The organism is Nocardia asteroides (assembly GCF_900637185.1).
GTDB classification, from domain to species: domain Bacteria; phylum Actinomycetota; class Actinomycetes; order Mycobacteriales; family Mycobacteriaceae; genus Nocardia; species Nocardia asteroides.
The window spans coordinates 3,111,458-3,124,955 of record NZ_LR134352.1 but is presented as its reverse complement, the minus strand read 5'-3'; the positions used below and the strand labels follow the sequence as shown (position 1 = coordinate 3,124,955).

Below are 13,498 nucleotides of genomic sequence, written 5' to 3'. Positions count from 1 at the left end.
TACACACTTTCGTGGGGACTACTTGACCTCGTACATCCAGATCTGGATGTTGGCCAGCTCGCCGGTCGGACCCCACTTGTACTGGCGGGCGACACCGGTGCCGTCGTAGTTGCGGACGTAGTCCACCAGCTCGGGGCGGGTGATCTTGCCGGAGTCGATGCCCTTGAGCAGGATCGTGGTCAGGTCGTAGCCCTCGACCGAGTAGACGCCGGGTGCCTGGCCGTTGAGCGCCTTGTACTCGGTGGCGAACTTCTCCGGCGCCGGGCTGCACGGGCACGACAGCAGCGCGTCCTTGGACGAGCTGCCCGCCTGCCGCACGAACTCGGGGTCGTTGCTGCCGTCGGCGGAGACGAAGGTCGCGGTCACCCCGCCAGAGCGCAGCTGCTGCACGAACGGCGCGGCCTCGGCGTAGTACCCGGCGTAGAAGATGGCGTCGGGCTTGGCCGCCGACAGCTTCGACACCGCGGCGGAGAAGTCCTTGTCACCTTCCTTGACGCTGACCGCGCAGGACGGGTCGGCGGCCGCGCCGGCGGCGGCGTTGAAGGCCTGCGCCAGACCGGCACCGTAGTCGGTGTTGTCCTGGACCACGCAGATCTTCTTGTAGCCCTTCTCCCCGGTCAGGTAGTTGGCCACGGCCGGGCCCTGCGAGTTGTCGTTGCCGAGGCCGCGGAAGAAGGTCTTCCAGCCGTTCTCGGTGAGCGTCGGGTTGGTGGCCGAGGCGGTCAGCGTGGGCATGCCCGCCTCGCTGAGGATCTGGCCGGTCGCCTTGGTCTCCCCGGAGAAGGTCGGACCGACCAGCGCGACGATGCTCGGGTCGCTGACGATCGTCGGGATCACCTGGCTGGCGATCTGCGGCTTGCCCTCGGTGTCGAACTGCTTGACCGAGACCTGACAATCCGGGTTGGCCTTGTTGTGCTGGTCGAGGGCCAGCTTCACGCCGTTGATGATGTTGATGCCGAGCGCGGCGTTGCCACCGGTCAGCGGGCCCGCCATCGCGATGGTCTGCGGCGCGCACTTGGCCTTGCCGTCGCCGGCCGGGTCGGCGGCGGCCCCGGCGTCGGTCTGCGCGACAGCCTTACCCTGGGTATCGAGCTGGACCACCGGCTGGATCGAGAGATCGGTGTTGCCGCCACCGCCGCCGTCGGACGACTTGTCGCTGCATCCGGACAACACCAACGACGCGGCAGCTCCGATTACCAGAACTCCTCGCGTCGAACGACTGCGCCATGTCGAACTGAGCACGTCTCACCTCTATGTCCTGTGCTCCCCGGGGTCACCGAGGGGGCCGACCACGTTCAGCCCGGACAGAACATATCGCCGGTTTGTTAGATCCGCATCACATTCGCATCATGTCGGACGCTTCGTGTCCAGTCGTAGTTCACATTATTGTTTCGCTTACGTAAAGTTTTCCGGCTTTTCGCTCGCGATCCGACGTGCGGTTCTACGTCACTGCGGGGTGAGGTTCTCCAGGACCACTTCGGCGACCGCCTTCATCGTGGTGCGCCGGTCCATCGCGGTGCGCTGAATCCATTTGAACGCCTGCGGTTCCGAGAGCCCCTGGGTCTGCATGAGCACACCCTTGGCCCGCTCGACCAGTTTGCGCGTCTCCAGCCGATCCGACAGATTCGCGACTTCGGTTTCCAGCGCGGTGATTTCGTGGAAACGGCTCGCGGCCAGTTCGATCGCGGGCACCAGATCCGATTTGGTGAACGGCTTCACCAGATAGGCCATGGCGCCGGCGTCGCGGGCCCGCTCGACCAGGTCGCGCTGACTGAACGCGGTCAGGATCACCACGGGCGCAACACGTTTCGACGCGATCTCACCCGCGGCGTCGATACCGTCCCGGCGCGGCATCTTGACGTCCATGATCACCAGATCCGGACGCAGCTCCTCGGCCAGCTCGACGGCCTGCTGTCCGTCGCCCGCCTCGCCGACGACCTCGTAGCCCTCTTCCTTGAGCATCTCGACGAGATCCATCCGGATGAGGGCCTCGTCCTCGGCGACGACGACGCGCTTGGCCACGGCCTCACGTGCGGCGCCGGCGCCCCCTGCATTCGTGCTCATAGGTTCGACCCCTCTGGATTCCGATGCCTGTCGATCACACCACGACGGTCGACGGCATCGGACGAGCCGGCCGATAAACCCGTCGTGGGTGACCGAGTGATGTAAAGAGTACCTTTCGCTTCCGCACAGAATGCATTGAGCGGTCGGAAACCGCCGGTGAACGTCAGCGCGGAGACGTCGCGCACACCCCGCGATCGATACTCCCCCGCGGAGCGCGATCGCCTCGCGCCGCCGCCGTGGTGCCGAGTGTGGGACTCGAACCCACACGTCCTTTCGGACAACGGTTTTTGAGACCGTCGCGTCTGCCAGTTCCGCCAACCCGGCGCACCGCGGTCACTATAGCGTCTCGGCGCGCCGCGACGCGAACCGCCGGTCGAACCGCGCGCACCGCCAGGTCGTTGTACCGGTGAGGGCGGGACGGCGAAAGGGCTCGGACATGCGGGTGAACCGGCTGACGGTGGATCTGGACGACTATCCCGACCTGGTGATGATCCTGCTCGGCATGCGGGTGCGCACCCCGCGCGGGCTGCTGCGCCTGCTCGGCGTCGGCCCCAAGCTCTACCGGTCGCACGCCGACCGGCCCGACGGGCTGCTGCTGCACGAGGACGTGGTGTGGTCGATGCTGCCGCCGCACTGGGGCGCCCGGCAGTACTGGCGCGACCTCGACTCCCTCGAACGCTGGACCCGGTCGGCGCCGCACCGGCAGTGGTGGTCGGAATTCCTGCGCGATTCCGGTGGCACCGGCTTCTGGCACGAGGCCTACTTCCGCCGCGGCGGTATCGACGCCGTCTACGACGACATGACCCGGCCCGCGGGCCTGGCCGCGTTCGCGCCGGTGGTCCCCGCCCGCGGTCCGATGTTCTCCACCCGCGGCCGGGTACACGGCGACCAACCGGCCGTGCCACCGGTTATTTCCGAATCGAATTACTACGACACCGGCGAGTGACGCTCGACACATATGATCGAAAGGTTTTCAGACGTTATCTCGCGGGTATCACGGTCACACACAATGGATTTGCGCATCGCGATTCGTGTACGCAATTCAACCGAGAGGTGAATAACCAGCACCGCGCCTGTGATCGTTCCGATGTAGCTCTACTGCGCGACAATCGACGGGATTACGGTGTCGATATGCACGTGCTGTTCGTCTGCAACTCCAACGTCTGCCGCTCGGTGATCGCCGAACGGCTCACCCGGGCGTTCGCTGCGGACAACGGCCTGCCCGGGCTCACCGCGGAGAGCGCGGGAACGCGTGCGCTGGTCGGTTTTCCGCCGGAACCGCTGGCCGCGGAGACCATCGCCGGACTCGGTGGCGACACCACCGGATTCAAGGCCAGGAAAATCCGGCCCGAGATGGTGGATCGCGCCGATCTCGTGCTCACGATGACCGAATCGCTGCGGGAACAGGTCGTCGAGCTGGCCTTCGGGGCGGCGCCGCGGACCTTCACCCTGGCCGAGGCGCATCGCATCGCCAAGGTCACCGGGGCGAAATCCATTGCCGCGCTGCACCGGGCCCGCAACGACCTGGCCTACGTGGGCCGGGAGAACATCGCCGACCCCCTCGGCCTGTCGCCCGAGGCGTTCCTCGAGGTCGGCGACCGCATCGCCGAGCTGCTGTTCCCGCTGCTGGCCGCGCTGGCTCCGCACGAACGGAGCGAACTCGCCGACGACGACGATCGCCCCGGGCTGGTGATACAGCCCGGTCCGGCCCGGCCGCTGTCGGCGTTTCTGGCCGCGCAGCGCGCACGCTGACCGCTGTCGGGCTGTTCGTCCGGGCCCGTAGCGATTACACTTCGGCGCGGACGTGGGAAGTTCCCCTAGCTGGTTCGACACACGACAAGGACTGGAGACTTGCCGAAACGCATTTCGGATGTTTCGCTCCACGTGTTTGTGACGCCGGAAACGCTGGACCGCATCGTCGCCGGAATCCGGGCGGTCCTCGACGACCATCTGAGCGACCGCGACGTCTTCGCCTGGCGGTTCACGCTGCCCGTCGACGCCACCGATCCGGTCCACCTGGACCTCGAATCACAGTGGCGCCGTGCGCGTCCCGGTAGCGAACCGGACGGGGAGGCCACCGCCGAGATCGCGCTGAGCCTGGTGGGCGATCCGGCCGACCTCACCGACGCCGACATCGCCGACCTCGAACACGGACTGGCGCTGGCGGTGTACGGCGCGGCGAGCCACGCCGTCCCGTTCCGGCTGCGCGCCCATCAGCGCACCGACGTCGAGCTCGAACTCGACGTCGAGCGCCGCCGATGAGGCCGGCTCAGCGCGCCGGGAAGTGGCGGATGACGCCTTCCTGCACCGTGGTGGCCAGCAGTTCGCCACTGCGCGAATAGAACCGGCCGGTCGCCAGGCCGCGCGAGCCCGCCGCCACCGGCGACTCGGTGGCGTACAGCGTCCAATCGTCGAACCGGAACGGGCGGTGGAACCAGATCGAATGGTTCACCGTCGCCGCCAGGATCCGGTCCAGACCCCACGACAGTCCGTGCGTGGTGATGATCGAATCCAGCACCGTGGTGTCGGAGGAGTACCCCAGCGCGGCCACGTGCAGCAGCGGATCGTCGGGCAGCGTGCCGTCGGTACGCATCCAGACCCGGTTGTGGTTGAGCTTCTCGCCGGTGCCCTTGAGGATCCACGCCGGATCGTTGGTGTAGCGCATGTCGATCGGGTGCGGCGCGTTGATGAACATCTCCAGCTTGTCCTCGAAGCCGGCGAAGCTCTCCTCGATCCGCGGCAGCGACTCCGGATCGGGCACCTGGGGACCCTCGTGGGCGTGCTCGAGGCCCTTACCCCAGTCCTGGAACGCCGCCAGCATGACGAACAGCTCCTGGCCGTCCTGGCTGGCGGTGACGGTCCGATTGGCCAGCGCGCGCCCGTCGCGGTGCCGCTGCACGTGATACTCGATCGGCTTCTTCACGTCGCCGCCGCGCACGAAGTGCGCGTTGATCGCATGCAGCGGCCGCTCCCCCGCGGTCCGTCCGGCAGCGACGATCGCCTGCGACACCAGCTGCCCGCCGAAGGTGCGGCTCCACACCTTCTCCGGGTGGTTGCCGACGAAGACGTCATCCCCGATCGACTCGAGGTCGAGCAGGTCGAGCAGCACCCGCAGATCGGGTGACTGCTCGCCGTGCACTGGCTCGACCTCGGTCGATCCGCCTGCCGAACTGTTCACGACTAGTGGTCCTCCTCGCCGATGCGATGAACGTGGATCAGGTTGGTGGAACCGACGGTACCCGGCGGGGAACCGGCGACGATGACCACCAGGTCACCCTTGCGGTACCGATCCATCGACAGCAGCGCCTGGTCGACCTGATGGATCATCGCGTCGGTGCTCTCCACCATCGGCACGATGAAGGTCTCGGTGCCCCAGGTCAGCGTGAGCTGGCTGCGCACCTCCGGCAGCGGGGTGAAGGCCAGCAGCGGCAGCGGGGTGTGCAGCCGCGCCAGGCGGCGCACGGTGTCACCGGACTGGGTGAAGGCCACCAGCGCCTTGGCGTTGAGCCGCTCGCCGATGTCGCGGGCGGCGTAGGAGATCACACCACGCTTGGTGCGCGGCACATGGGTCAGCGGAGGGACCCGGTTCGTCTCGGACTCCACCGCGGTGACGATGCGGCTCATGGTGCGCACCGCGTCGATCGGCCAGGCGCCCACCGAGGTCTCGCCCGAGAGCATCACCGCGTCGGCGCCGTCGAGCACCGCGTTGGCCACGTCGGAGGCCTCGGCGCGGGTCGGGCGGGAGTTCTCGATCATCGACTCCAGCATCTGGGTGGCGACGATGACCGGCTTGGCGTTCTCGCGCGCCATCTGGATGGCGCGCTTCTGCACCAGCGGCACCTGCTCGAGCGGCAGCTCCACGCCCAGGTCGCCACGGGCCACCATCACCGCGTCGAAGGCCAGCACGATCGCCTCGAGGTTCTCGATCGCCTCCGGCTTCTCCAGCTTGGCGATGACCGGCACCCGGCGGCCGACCTTGTCCATGATGTCGTGCACGAGTTCGATGTCGGACGGCGAGCGCACGAACGACAGCGCGATGAAGTCCACGCCCAGCTTCAGGGCGAATTCCAGGTCCTCGATGTCCTTCTCGGACAGGGCGGGCACCGACACGTCCATGCCGGGCAGCGACAGGCCCTTGTTGTTGCTCACGGGGCCACCCTCGGTGACCCGGCAGACGACATCGTTGCCGTCGATGGACTCCACCGTCAGGCCGACCTTGCCGTCGTCGACGAGCAGGCGGTCACCGGCCTTGGCGTCCTTGGCGAGCTGCTTGTAGGTGGTGGAGACCCGGTCGTGGGTGCCGTCGACCTCGTCGACGGTGATCCGCACCTGCTCGCCGTTGGCCCAGGTGGTCCGGCCGTCGGCGAAGCGGCCGAGGCGGATCTTGGGGCCCTGCAGGTCGGCGAGGATGCCGACCGCGCGGCCGGACTCGTCCGAGGCCGCGCGGACCATCTTGTAGTTGTCGGCGTGGTCGGCATGTTCGCCGTGGCTGAAGTTCAGCCGGGCCACATCCATGCCGCTGTCGACGAGCTCACGAATACGGTCCTGGGTGGCTGTGGCCGGCCCGAGGGTGCACACAATTTTCGTCCGTCGCATCACGACCTAGAGCGTAGTCCTGTCCCGACTCTCCGCGTACTCAGCCGGTCGGCGGGTGCCCGACCGCCACCCGGCCGGACCGGCGGATATCGACGGGGCCCGGCCCGGGCGTTCCCGGCGAGTTACCCAGGTGTTCACGAAATCGGTTGTCACCGAACGGCGACGTGCCGCGAGAGCCGGGTTTCCAGGCGGGTCTGGAAGAAGCCGAGGATCAGGCAGATCACCCAGTAGTACAGGGCCGCCACGCCGTAGAGGGCGAAGAAGTCGAAGGTCGGGGCGGCGGCCAGCTGGGCGGTGCGCAGCAGCTCGGTCACCAGGATGGTCGAGGCCAGCGAGGTGTCCTTGACCAGGGAGATGAGGGTGTTCGACAGCGGCGGCACGGCGATCCGCGACGCCTGCGGGAACACCACCCACCACAGCGTCTGGGGGTAGGTCATGCCCAGCGATTCGGCCGCCTCCCACTGCCCGTGCGCCACGCTCATGATCGCCGAGCGCACCACCTCGGCGGCGTACCCGCCGACATTGAGGCTGAACGCGATGACCGCCGCCGGGAACGGCTCGATGACGATCCCGAACTGCGGCAGCGCGTAGAACACGATGAACAGCTGCACCAGCAGCGGGGTACCGCGGATGATCGAGATGTAGAAGCGGGCGGGCAGCGACAGCACCCGCTTCGACGACATCCTGGCCAGCGCCACCCCGACGGCGATCGCCAGGCCGATGACGAAACTGATCGCGGTCAGCGGCAGGGTCACCGTCACCGTGGCCTTCGCCATCGGCCACAGGTTGTGCCAGATCAGCTCCCTGGTCGCGGAATCCATCCGCTACTTGCTGACGTCGGTGCCGAAGTACTTCTCCGACAGCCGGGCCAGGGTGCCGTCGGCCCGCAGCTGTTCGAGCGCGGCGTCGATGTCGGCGATCAGCGCGGCGTCGTCCTTGCGGGCGGCCAGGGCCTGCTTGCTGGTCTCGCCGGTCTCGGCCGCGATCTTGATGCCGGTGTCGCCGGTCTTCTTGGTGTACTCGCCGACGGCCAGGGTGTCGTTGACGGTGGCGTCGACGCGGCCCGCCTTCAGCAGCTGCACCGCCTGCACGAACCCTTCCACCGCTTCGACTTTCGCGCCCGCGCCCGCGGCGACCTTGCCCCAGTTGCTGGTGGCCGACTGGGCGGTGGTCTTACCGTTCAGGTCGGCGAGCGAGGTGATGGTGGTGTTGTCGGCCTTGGTGACGATCACGCCCTCGGAGACGGTGTAGGGCTGCGACAGCGCGTATTTGGCGGCGCGCTCGGGATTCACGGTGACCTGATTGGCGACCAGGTCGAAGCGCTTGGACTCGAGGCCGGCGAAGATCGAGTCCCACGGGGTCTGCACGAACTCAACCCGCTTGCCGAGCTTCTCGCCGACCGCGCGCGCCACCTCGACGTCGTAGCCGGTGAGCTGGCCGTTGTCCTGGTAGCTGAACGGCGCGTAGGTGCCCTCGGTCCCGACCTTCAGCACGTTCGGGTCGGCGTCGGAGGAGCAGGCCGACAGGCCCGTCGCGGCGACGACGGCGAGTACGGCGGCGGCAAGCAGTGTGCGCACGGACATCCCTTTCTCCGCTGCGCGTATCGGGCACGCGCAGGCCAAGCGACGCTACGGCGCCACCACGGTGCGACACAGAGTATTGCGCATGGTGATCGCAATTCCGGCCGGGAAACGCGAAACGGGTACTCCGCCGGACGCGGAGTACCCGTTCACGAAGGGCAGGCGATCAGTCGCGCAGCGGGCGGCCCTGGGCGTCGGGCACCTTGCCGGTGAGCATCATGATGCCGTCGATCAGCGGCCAGATGGCGCCGATACCGCAGGTCAGCCAGACCACGGCGATCTGGGCGATGCCCAGGCCGGTGTAGCCGAGGTAGAAGCGGCCCACACCGAAGCTGCCGAGGAAGATCTCCAGCAGACCGGCCATCAGCTTCTGCTTGTCCGAGAACGGGACGCCGTACATGTCCCGGCCGTAGGGCGCCTCCGGGTCGTTCGGGTTGTACCCCTGCGGCATGGCGCCGTAGGGCTGGCCGTACGCGGGCTGCGGCTGACCGTAGGGGTCGGCGGGCTGACCGTACTGCGGCTGCGGCTGGCCGTACTGCGGCTGACCGTACCCCGGCTGCTGCTGGCCGTAGCCGGGCTGCTGGGCGTACGGGTCGGACGGCTGGCCGTAGGCGGGCTGACCGTACTGCGGCTGCCCGGGCGCGTCGGGCTGCTTGCTCAGGTCGGGCCCGTATTGCGGGTTGGGGTTATAGGGGTCGGTCACTCATGTCCTCCATCATTCGTGCGGGTACCCGTCGTGGCCCCCGGCCGGTGTGGCGATCTGCCGAACGGCGATGCGCCACCGACGATCACCGGCCATTGTGGTCATACCGACCGGCCGTTGTCTCCTCGGGTCCCGCACGGAACTGCCCTCGACACTCGCTCGCAATATCGCGACGGGCGCCCGGAATGTTGCCGGACGCCCGTCGGTGACTGGATGCGAAGCCGTGATCAGGCCTTTTTCGCTCCGCTCTGCTCGGGCTCCGCGGTCGCCGCGTCGTTGCCCGCTGCCGCGGATTCCGTCGATTCGGCGTCCTCGGTGGGCGTTTTGTCCGCGTCGTCGGCTTTCGCGTCGACGGGGTCCTTCGCCTCGGTAACGGCGGCGGCGTCCGCCGCCCGCAGCGCCGAGAACTGCCACGGCCAGGGCCGCGGCTCACCGCCCGGCTGCAGCTGGGCGGGCGTCTCGCGGCCCTTGGTGGCCAGCGCGAAATAGGCCATGGCGCCGAGGAACACGAGCGCGGAGGTGAACGAGTTGATCCGGATGCCGAGGATGTGGGTGGCCTCGTCGCTGCGCATCAGCTCGACGAAGAACCGGCCGAAGCTGTAGCCGGCGACATAGAGCGCGAACAGGCGGCCGTGCCCGATCTTGAACCGCTTGTCGATCTGCACCAGCGCGATGACGACCAGGACGTTCCACACCAGCTCGTAGAGGAACGTCGGGTGCACGACCTCGAGCACCTGACCGGTGGAGACACCGTTCATCATGTCCCGCGCGCCGGTCTCCGGATCGAAGCGCTCGTAGATCTCGAGACCCCACGGCACCTCGGTGGTGCGGCCGTAGAGCTCCTGGTTGAAGTAGTTGCCGAGCCGGCCGATGGCCTGGGCGAGCAGCACGGCGGGCGCGATCGCGTCGCCCAGCGCGGGCAGCGGGATCTTGTACACGCGGCAGCCGATCCAGGCGCCGATGCCGCCGAGGAACACCGCGCCCCAGATGCCGAGGCCGCCCTGCCAGATGTAGAGCGCCTCGATCGGGTGCTTGCCGGGGCCGAAGTACTTCTGCCAGTCCGTCGCCACGTGATACAGCCGGCCGCCGATCAGGCCGAACGGCACCGCGAACATCGCGACGTCGAGCACGGCGCCCGGCTGACCGCCGCGCTGTTGCCAGCGGCGCTCGCCCCACCAGATGGCGACGACGATGCCGAGGATGATGAACAGCGCGTACGCCCGCAGCGGGAAGGGTCCGAGGTGCCAGACACCCTGCGGCGGACTCGGAATGTAGGCCAGGACTGAGTTCACGGCCACCACGTTAGTTCAGTGCCGTACCGGCGAGTGACTGTGACCCTGACGGCGGTCGTCGTCGACATGACGAAGCCACGCGCGCCAGACTCGAATCCGTCCCGGCACGACACCGGTTCGCGAGGACATGGGTAACTCACCGGGGACGGGCTGCCCCGGCTCCCGCCCGACCGCCGGCCGCGTGGCCGTCCGACCCCGCACCTGGATCTGGCCAGAAGTCGCGGAGAGGCGGTACAACGCGGAGAGGCGGAACAGCTAGGAGCGAACGGTCGCCGACCGCACGCCTTCGGCGAGTTCGGCGGTGAGGGCGCGGACCGCGTCCAGGCCCTCGGCGGCGGCCGAGACCAGCGCCGATCCGACGATGACGCCGTCGGCGTAGGCGGCGATCTCGGCGGCCTGGGCCCCCGAGCGCACACCGAGGCCGACACCGATCGGGATGTCGGAGTGCGCGCGCACGCGGGCGCACAGCGCGGGCGCGGCCGAGGAGACCGCGTCGCGGGCACCGGTCACACCCATGGTCGAGGCCGCGTAGATGAAGCCGCGCGAGGCCTCCAGGGTCTTCACCAGGCGCTCCTCGGTGGAGGACGGCGCGACCAGGAAGATCCGGTCCAGGTTGTGGGTGGCCGAGGCGATGAACCAGTCGTCGGCCTCGTCCGGGATCAGGTTCGGCGTGATGATGCCCGCGCCACCGGCGGCGGCCAGGTCACGCGCGAAATTGTCGACGCCGTACTGCAGCACCGGGTTCCAGTAGCTCATCACCACGGCCTGGCCACCGGCGCCGGTGATCGCCTCGACGACGGAGAACACGTCGCGCACCCGCACGCCACCGCGCAGCGCCTGCTCGGCGGCGGCCTGGATGGTCGGACCGTCCATCACCGGGTCGGAGTAGGCGACGCCCACTTCGACGATGTCGCAACCGGATTCGACCATGGCCTTGCAGACCTCGATGGAACCGGCCAGGTCGGGGTAGCCCGCGGGCAGGTAGCCGATCAGCGCGGCCCGGTCCTGCGCGCGCGCGGCGGCGAAGGTGTTGGCCAGACGGGACTGCTGACTCACTTCGGGTTCTCCTCGGCGGCGTCGTCGTCGAACAGACCGAACCAGCGGCCCGCGGTGTCCATGTCCTTGTCGCCGCGGCCGGACAGGTTGACCAGGATGATCGCGCCCTGGCCGAGTTCCTTGCCCAGCTTCAGCGCGCCGGCGACGGCGTGCGCGGACTCGATCGCCGGGATGATGCCCTCGGCGCGCGAGAGCAGCAGCAGCGCGTCCATCGCCTCGGTGTCGGTGATCGGCGCGTACTCGGCGCGGCCGATGTCCTTGAGGTGGGCGTGCTCGGGGCCGACGCCCGGGTAGTCCAGACCGGCCGAGATCGAATGCGATTCGATGGTCTGGCCGTCCTCGTCCTGCAGCAGGTACGAGTAGGCGCCCTGGAAGGCGCCGGGCGTGCCGCCGGTGAAGGTGGCCGCGTGCCTGCCGGTCTCGACGCCGTCACCGGCGGCTTCGTAGCCGATCAGCCGGACGTGGGCGTCGGGGATGAAGGCGTGGAAGATGCCGATGGCGTTGGAGCCGCCGCCGACGCAGGCCACGACCGCGTCGGGCAGCCTGCCCGCGCGCTCCTGGATCTGTGCGCGCGCCTCGATCCCGATGATGCGCTGGAAATCGCGCACCATCAGCGGGAACGGGTGCGGGCCCGCGGCGGTGCCGAAGCAGTAGTAGGTGTCGTCGGCGTTGGACACCCAGTCGCGCAGCGCCTCGTTGATGGCGTCCTTGAGCGTCTGCGAGCCGGTGGTCACCGAGACTACCTCGGCGCCGAGCAGCCGCATCCTGGCCACGTTGAGCGCCTGGCGGGCGGTGTCGACCGCGCCCATGTAGATCACGCAGTCCAGGCCGAGCAGCGCGCACGCGGTCGCGGTGGCGACACCGTGCTGGCCCGCGCCGGTCTCGGCGATGACGCGGGTCTTGCCCATCCGCTTGGCGAGCAGCGCCTGGCCGAGCACGTTGTTGATCTTGTGCGAGCCGGTGTGGTTGAGGTCCTCGCGCTTGAGGAAGATCCGCGCGCCGCCGGCGTGCTCGGCCAGCTTGGTGCACTCGAACACCGGCGACGGGCGGCCGGTGTAGTCGCGCTGCAGCCGGTCGAGCTCGTCGAGGAAGCTGTGGTCGGTACGGACCTTGTCGTACTCGGCGGTGACCTCCTCGATCACCGCCATCAGCGCCTCGGGGACGTGCCGTCCGCCGTAGACGCCGAAGTGGCCGCCCGCGTCGGGCTCGTAGTCGCTGTGCTGGGCGACGCCGGCACTGGCCTGGGGCAGCGCGGTCACCGGATGCTCCGGCGGGCCGGCTTCGGGCAGGACGGGTGGGTACCGGCGGTCACCAGCTCCGACACCGCGGCGCGCGGGTTGCCGCTGGTCACCAGGCCCTCGCCGACGAGCACCGCGTCGGCGCCCGCGCCGGCGTAGGCCAGCAGGTCGGCGGTGCCGCGGATACCGGACTCGGCGACCCGGATGACCTCCGACGGCAGGCCGGGGGCGATCCGCGCGAACACGTCGCGGTCGACCTCGAGGGTCTTGAGGTTGCGGGCGTTGACGCCGATCACCGACGCGCCGGCTTCCAGCGCGCGATCGGCTTCTTCCTCGGTGTGCACTTCCACGAGAGCGGTCATGCCCAGTGATTCGGTGCGGTCGATCAGCGAGGACAGCACGTCCTGTTCGAGCGCGGCCACGATCAGCAGGATGACGTCGGCGCCGTGCGCCCTGGCCTCGTGGATCTGGTACGGGCCGACGACGAAGTCCTTGCGCAGGACCGGGATGTTCACGGCGGCGCGGACGGCGTCGAGGTCGTCGAGCGAGCCACCGAAGCGGCGGCCCTCGGTGAGCACGCTGATGATGCGGGCGCCACCGTCCTCGTAGGCCTTGGCCAGGACGGCCGGGTCGGGAATGTCGGCCAGCGCGCCCTTGGAGGGGCTGGCACGCTTCACCTCGGCGATGACACCGATCCCGTCCTCGTGCAGCGCGGCGCTCGCGTTCAGCGGCGCCTTCGCGGCGGCCGCGGCGGCCTTGATCGCCTGAAAATCGAGGAGGGCTTCGCGAGCGGCAACATCCGCCCGAACCCCGTCGAGAATCGAGTCGAGTACCGTCATCTGGCTCGAATCCTTTCTGGGGAGACGAACTTCTCACCTGAGAGTCCCCTCAGGCGCTGTCTCACCGATGCTTGACAACAATAAATGGCCGCCGCGCGTGTCACTGCGGCGGGGGTGCCGGGGGTCACTC

The 13,498-nt window shown here is 68.7% G+C and carries 14 protein-coding genes and 1 tRNA gene; 3 read left to right on the top strand and 12 right to left on the bottom strand.

The features are described from left to right. Window positions 1–18: 18 nt before the first annotated feature. The 3 genes from EL493_RS14655 to EL493_RS14645 all read right to left on the bottom strand — a co-directional run bounded on the left by EL493_RS14655 (window position 19) and on the right by EL493_RS14645 (window position 2,388). Window positions 19–1,176, bottom strand: a complete 1,158-nt coding sequence (locus tag EL493_RS14655) for a branched-chain amino acid ABC transporter substrate-binding protein (RefSeq protein WP_019046368.1) — start codon at window positions 1,174–1,176, stop codon at window positions 19–21. A 270-nt stretch (window positions 1,177–1,446) separates the two neighbouring features. Beyond that, window positions 1,447–2,064 (bottom strand): ANTAR domain-containing response regulator, encoded by a 618-nt coding sequence (locus tag EL493_RS14650; protein WP_019046367.1) that lies wholly within the window; start codon window positions 2,062–2,064, stop codon window positions 1,447–1,449. 237 nt (window positions 2,065–2,301) lie between these two features. Beyond that, window positions 2,302–2,388, bottom strand: a tRNA-Leu gene (locus EL493_RS14645). A gap of 112 nt (window positions 2,389–2,500) precedes the next feature. On the opposite strand from EL493_RS14645, the gene EL493_RS14640 reads away from it, so the two are divergent. The 3 genes from EL493_RS14640 to EL493_RS14630 all read left to right on the top strand — a co-directional run bounded on the left by EL493_RS14640 (window position 2,501) and on the right by EL493_RS14630 (window position 4,326). Then, window positions 2,501–3,010 carry a monooxygenase family protein gene (locus tag EL493_RS14640; protein ID WP_019046366.1) on the top strand — a complete coding sequence of 170 codons (510 nt, stop codon included), beginning with the start codon at window positions 2,501–2,503 and terminating at the stop codon, window positions 3,008–3,010. A gap of 185 nt (window positions 3,011–3,195) precedes the next feature. Further along, complete coding sequence (locus EL493_RS14635; protein WP_019046365.1) at window positions 3,196–3,816, top strand: arsenate reductase/protein-tyrosine-phosphatase family protein; 621 nt, start codon at window positions 3,196–3,198, stop codon at window positions 3,814–3,816. Window positions 3,817–3,954: 138 nt separating this feature from the next. Continuing rightward, window positions 3,955–4,326, top strand: coding sequence for a hypothetical protein (locus EL493_RS14630; RefSeq protein WP_019046364.1), 372 nt, complete (start codon window positions 3,955–3,957; stop codon window positions 4,324–4,326). A gap of 7 nt (window positions 4,327–4,333) precedes the next feature. Here the strand turns inward: EL493_RS14630 and EL493_RS14625 are convergent, their stop codons facing one another. The 9 genes from EL493_RS14625 to trpC form a co-directional block, all read right to left on the bottom strand. Next, window positions 4,334–5,203 carry an acyl-CoA thioesterase gene (locus EL493_RS14625; RefSeq protein WP_019046363.1) on the bottom strand — a complete coding sequence of 290 codons (870 nt, stop codon included), beginning with the start codon at window positions 5,201–5,203 and terminating at the stop codon, window positions 4,334–4,336. 41 nt (window positions 5,204–5,244) lie between these two features. After that, window positions 5,245–6,663, bottom strand: a complete 1,419-nt coding sequence (pyk, locus tag EL493_RS14620) for a pyruvate kinase (protein ID WP_126405707.1) — start codon at window positions 6,661–6,663, stop codon at window positions 5,245–5,247. A 146-nt stretch (window positions 6,664–6,809) separates the two neighbouring features. Next, window positions 6,810–7,481 carry an amino acid ABC transporter permease gene (locus tag EL493_RS14615; RefSeq protein WP_019046361.1) on the bottom strand — a complete coding sequence of 224 codons (672 nt, stop codon included), beginning with the start codon at window positions 7,479–7,481 and terminating at the stop codon, window positions 6,810–6,812. Window positions 7,482–7,484: 3 nt separating this feature from the next. Continuing rightward, window positions 7,485–8,243 carry a transporter substrate-binding domain-containing protein gene (locus EL493_RS14610; RefSeq protein ID WP_019046360.1) on the bottom strand — a complete coding sequence of 253 codons (759 nt, stop codon included), beginning with the start codon at window positions 8,241–8,243 and terminating at the stop codon, window positions 7,485–7,487. A gap of 163 nt (window positions 8,244–8,406) precedes the next feature. Next, a complete protein-coding gene (locus EL493_RS14605; protein ID WP_019046359.1) occupies window positions 8,407–8,943 on the bottom strand; it encodes a TM2 domain-containing protein in 537 nt (178 codons plus the stop codon). Between the two features lie 227 nt (window positions 8,944–9,170). Continuing rightward, window positions 9,171–10,241, bottom strand: a complete 1,071-nt coding sequence (lgt, locus tag EL493_RS14600; protein WP_019046358.1) for a prolipoprotein diacylglyceryl transferase — start codon at window positions 10,239–10,241, stop codon at window positions 9,171–9,173. Window positions 10,242–10,490: 249 nt separating this feature from the next. Then, window positions 10,491–11,291, bottom strand: coding sequence for a tryptophan synthase subunit alpha (gene trpA / locus EL493_RS14595; protein WP_019046357.1), 801 nt, complete (start codon window positions 11,289–11,291; stop codon window positions 10,491–10,493). Next, entirely contained in the window at window positions 11,288–12,550 is a 1,263-nt protein-coding gene (gene trpB, locus EL493_RS14590) for a tryptophan synthase subunit beta (protein WP_019046356.1), read from the bottom strand. Before trpB ends, trpA begins: the two co-directional genes overlap by 4 nt. Further along, complete coding sequence (gene trpC / locus EL493_RS14585; RefSeq protein WP_019046355.1) at window positions 12,547–13,368, bottom strand: indole-3-glycerol phosphate synthase TrpC; 822 nt, start codon at window positions 13,366–13,368, stop codon at window positions 12,547–12,549. The genes trpB and trpC overlap by 4 nt, the downstream gene beginning before the upstream one ends. Window positions 13,369–13,498 lie beyond the last annotated feature (130 nt).

What these genes read in the sequence shown, in the direction of transcription:
- EL493_RS14650 (WP_019046367.1), bottom strand. Translation starts at nt 2,064, where the DNA reads ATGAGCACGAATGCAGGGGGCGCCGGCGCCGCACGTGAGGCCGTGGCC.
- EL493_RS14640 (WP_019046366.1), top strand. Translation starts at nt 2,501, where the DNA reads ATGCGGGTGAACCGGCTGACGGTGGATCTGGACGACTATCCCGACCTG.
- EL493_RS14635 (WP_019046365.1), top strand. Translation starts at nt 3,196, where the DNA reads ATGCACGTGCTGTTCGTCTGCAACTCCAACGTCTGCCGCTCGGTGATC.
- EL493_RS14615 (WP_019046361.1), bottom strand. Translation starts at nt 7,481, where the DNA reads ATGGATTCCGCGACCAGGGAGCTGATCTGGCACAACCTGTGGCCGATG.
- EL493_RS14610 (WP_019046360.1), bottom strand. Translation starts at nt 8,243, where the DNA reads ATGTCCGTGCGCACACTGCTTGCCGCCGCCGTACTCGCCGTCGTCGCC.
- trpC (WP_019046355.1), bottom strand. Translation starts at nt 13,368, where the DNA reads ATGACGGTACTCGACTCGATTCTCGACGGGGTTCGGGCGGATGTTGCC.